General features: G+C 71.3%; 3 protein-coding genes and 1 pseudogene. 1 reads left to right on the top strand and 3 read right to left on the bottom strand.

Translation table 11 applies throughout. From position 1 onward, the window contains the following. A partial coding sequence (mobF, locus tag D4B81_RS17550) for a MobF family relaxase (RefSeq protein WP_161965290.1) occupies positions 1 to 1,089 on the bottom strand: 1,089 nt, incomplete at its 3' end. Between the two features lie 264 nt (positions 1,090 to 1,353). On the opposite strand from mobF, the pseudogene D4B81_RS19435 reads away from it, so the two are divergent. Then, a pseudogene (locus tag D4B81_RS19435) lies at positions 1,354 to 1,581 on the top strand (thioredoxin family protein); the annotation flags it as partial. Here the strand turns inward: D4B81_RS19435 and D4B81_RS19265 are convergent. Then, positions 1,494 to 3,134 carry a hypothetical protein gene (locus tag D4B81_RS19265; RefSeq protein ID WP_202613762.1) on the bottom strand — a complete coding sequence of 547 codons (1,641 nt, stop codon included), beginning with the start codon at positions 3,132 to 3,134 and terminating at the stop codon, positions 1,494 to 1,496. The pseudogene D4B81_RS19435 and the gene D4B81_RS19265 overlap by 88 nt on opposite strands. Continuing rightward, on the bottom strand, positions 3,131 to 3,406 hold a 276-nt coding region (locus D4B81_RS17535; protein ID WP_161965289.1), incomplete at its 5' end, for a helix-turn-helix domain-containing protein. The genes D4B81_RS19265 and D4B81_RS17535, both read right to left, overlap by 4 nt.

Raw genomic sequence — 3,406 nt, 5'->3', positions numbered from 1 at the left:
CACCGGGGTGGGCGGCCTGCCGTGCTGGGCCTGGAACGCCTGCGCCAGCTCGCTGCGCCGCGCCTGGATGCTCGCCCGCCGGGTCGACCACGCCTGGTTGAGCCGGTCGTCGACACCCACGACCTCGCGCACCGGCCGCTTGCGGGCCTCCGGCCCCGTGGTCGGGGTTCTCGGGGCGAAGGTGAGGCCCAGCGGGCGCAGGTGCCTCTCCAGGGCAGTGTTGTACGCCTCGGAGGCGGACACGACCGCCTTGAAAAGGACCCGGCCGTCGACGGACAACCAACGCCCGTCGGTGAGTGTCTGGACCTTGTTGGCCACGGCGACGTGGGTGTGCAGGTCCGGGTCCCCGGCCCTCGAGTCGCGGTGGGTGAACGCCGCGGCCACCAGGCCGCGCACGTCCACCTGCTGCACACCGTCCTTGCCGGTGCGGGTGAACAGGGCGTGCTTCTCGATGTAGCCCAGGGCGTCCCGGACCGCAGCCTGGTGCGCGGCCTCGATCTGCTGGGCCAGGGGCCGGTCGGCCACCGCCCACAGGGTGGAGACCGACTTCACGGGGGAGAACGTCAGGTCGAACCCGGCGACCGCGGTGGTCCGCGGCCGCGACTGCTTGGCGATGAGCCCGGCCAGCTCTCGCTCGTCGAAAGGTTCGCGGCCGTGCTCGGTGCGGAACATCTCCAGGGCGACCTGGGTGCGGATGCTCGCGCGTTCCTCCACGGAGATCGGGTGGTCCACCGGCAGCCCGAGAGCCTTGTTGTGCTTCTCGAACCGGCGCGCCACCTCGATGCGGAACGGGGTCACGTCGTCGCGGCCGCCGTACACCCGGAACGGGCGGCCCAGGCTCTGTCCGTCCTGCAGCGGGTGCTCCCCGGTGCCGAACAGGCGGGTCATGTGCTCGGCGGTGACCTCCTCGCCGGCGGCCAGGCCGGCGATCCCGGCCATGCCGGCGCCGACCCACACACCCGGGGCCTCGCCCTTGGCGGTGTAGTAGCTGCCCAGCCCGCTGTGGCCGACCTCGGTGGCGTCCTGCCGGGCGACCTGGCGGGTCAGGTAGTCATACCCCGACCCGGCAGTCAGCCGGTGGATCGTCATCGTCATACCTATACAAAGCGGAGATCCGAGGCTCAGGGACTCATTTCCGGGCAACTTTCTGGTCACGATCTGCGACGGGTTCGAGCCCGTCTGACGGGCGCGAGTCGTTGAGCGGTGCAGGTGGGGACGCGGTCAACTCCGAGTTGATTCGTCACCTTCTACTGGTGGACAGCCCTATTGGAACGTGTCCTTATAGCCCCTCGGTACCGGCATCGCGGACACCCCGCCGGCCTCCGCTACGCGCAGCTGGGGCAGGATGAACGGGTGAAGGTGCAATTCCTCTACTTCGACGGGTGCCCGCACTGGGAGCTGGCGCAGGCGCGTCTGCGCGAGGCGCTCGAGGTACACGGGGAGCCGGTCGAGGTGGAGCGCGTGGTGGTGGACACGCCGGAGAAGGCGGAGTCCTACGGGTTCCTGGGCTCGCCGTCGGTGCTGATCGATGGTGTGGATCCGTTCGCTGAACCAGCAGCGCCGGTGGCGTTGTCGTGCCGGTTGTACCGCACACCGGAAGGGGTGGCCGGGTCGCCGACCGTGCAGCAGCTCGTCGCAGCGCTCTCGGAAGCATCAGCTTCGTAGGGATCAGCACGGCGCAGGTGGGTGTCGCGTTGCGCGGTGTAGGTGCTCCATCCGCGGGAGGCCAGGGCGGCCCACCGGGTCGCGGTGTTGGGTGCCAGGCCGAGGATGTCGGCGAGGATCGGGGTGGGCATGCTCGCGGCGAGCTGGAACATGGCGGCGTTGCGGGCTGCCATGGGCTGGATGCCTCGTTCGACGAGCTGGGCGCGGACGTTCTCGGTGGCCAGGTGCTTGCCGGGAATGCCGCCGGGGAAGAGCCATATTTCGGCGCGGCTGGCGTAGGAGGCCTGCCCCCGACGGGTCAGGTGGGTGCGAACCAGGCGGTCGAGCGGGTCCGGCAGCTCGATGGGGAAGGTGTCGAACGTGGCGGTGACGACGCCGTCGGGGTTGACGGTGATCTGGTGGGCGCGCATGCGGACGACCCGGGCCAGGGGTTGGGCGTAGAGCAGGACGAATAGGCCGGCGACGCGGGTGTAGAGGCGGATGGTGTCGTCGTGCAGGAGCAGTTGGACGTGCGCCCACCTGTCCTCATCGGAGAGGGTGACGGCGGGCTGGGTGCTGGGGCGGGTGGCCACGGACAGATTCCCTCCGAGACCGGTGCGGGCGCGCCAGGCCAGGAACGGTCGCAGCGCGAGGGCGCGGGCGCGGTGCTGCTGCGCGTACCGGTCCAGATCTCCCTGGCCGATGTCGGTCAGGTCGGTGCCGTCCTCGGTGAGCCAGTCCATGAAGCGCGCGGTGACGACGATGGTCGCCCTGGCTGCCGAGATCGCGCCGTGGGTGAGGGTCCCGTGATGCTCCTGGCGGCGCAGCCTGCTCAGCACCTGCCAGCGGGCGAACCGGGCCAGGACCTCGGACTGCCCGGCCGGCAGGGTGCTCAGCAGCTCCTCCAGCCACGGGCTGACCCGCTCGAGCTCGGCGTGGAAGGGCGGCAGGACCCCCAGGGTGGTGAGCAGGTCGCGCAGGTAGCTGTTCGTCCTGCTCGCGGGCATGGCCTCGAAGGTCGCGTGGGAGATGTCGAGCTCGCCGCGGGCCATCGCGCCCAGGGTGGCCGGGCCGGTGGAGCGGGTGAACCAGTACAGGGTGGACTGGGGTCGTGGGCCCGAGATCAGGGCGTCGTACACCGGCCGCAGTCGGGGGTGGATGACCCCGTCGGGGCTGGACAGCAGCACGGTGGCCTTCTCCTGCAGCGCGCAGTGCCCGCACAGCCGGCCCCACGGGGAGTCCTCCCGCCCGCAGGCGGTGCAGGCGTAGACGGTCTCGTTGCCGGTGCAGGCCGCGCACGCCGGCCGGCGCCGGTCGTCGTAGAAGGCCAGCACCCTGATGTGCCCGCAACCGGGGCAGGGCTGGGCTGTCCGGGCGAAGCGCAGCGTGCAGCGCTGGCAGACGGCCTTCTCCAGGACGACCCGGGTGCATCGGTCGTGGCGCCCGCAGTGCGCGCAGTCCTGGCGCGGCAGCCGCGGGCGCGGGCTCACCGGTCCTCAGGAGGGCGGCGGACCCGGGCCCGGATCGGACGCAGGTCACCGATGCCCGGTCCGCCCTCCCCGGTACCGGTCTTGGAGGCTTGCTCCTGCACGACGGTAGGGACCAGCAGGTCGTTCGGTTCGCAGTCCAGGATGTCGCACAGCGCGGCCAGGACCTCCATGTTCAGCCGTTGCGGGGTCCGGGCCACCAGCCGGTAGACGTGCTCACGGGACAGGTGGACCCCGCGCTCGGCCAGCAGCGGGACGAGCTCGGAGGTCTGGTA

The sequence above is a fragment of the Ornithinimicrobium cerasi genome (assembly GCF_003702705.1).
Taxonomy (GTDB): domain Bacteria; phylum Actinomycetota; class Actinomycetes; order Actinomycetales; family Dermatophilaceae; genus Ornithinicoccus; species Ornithinicoccus cerasi.
This window is presented reverse-complemented; position numbering and strand designations above follow the sequence as displayed.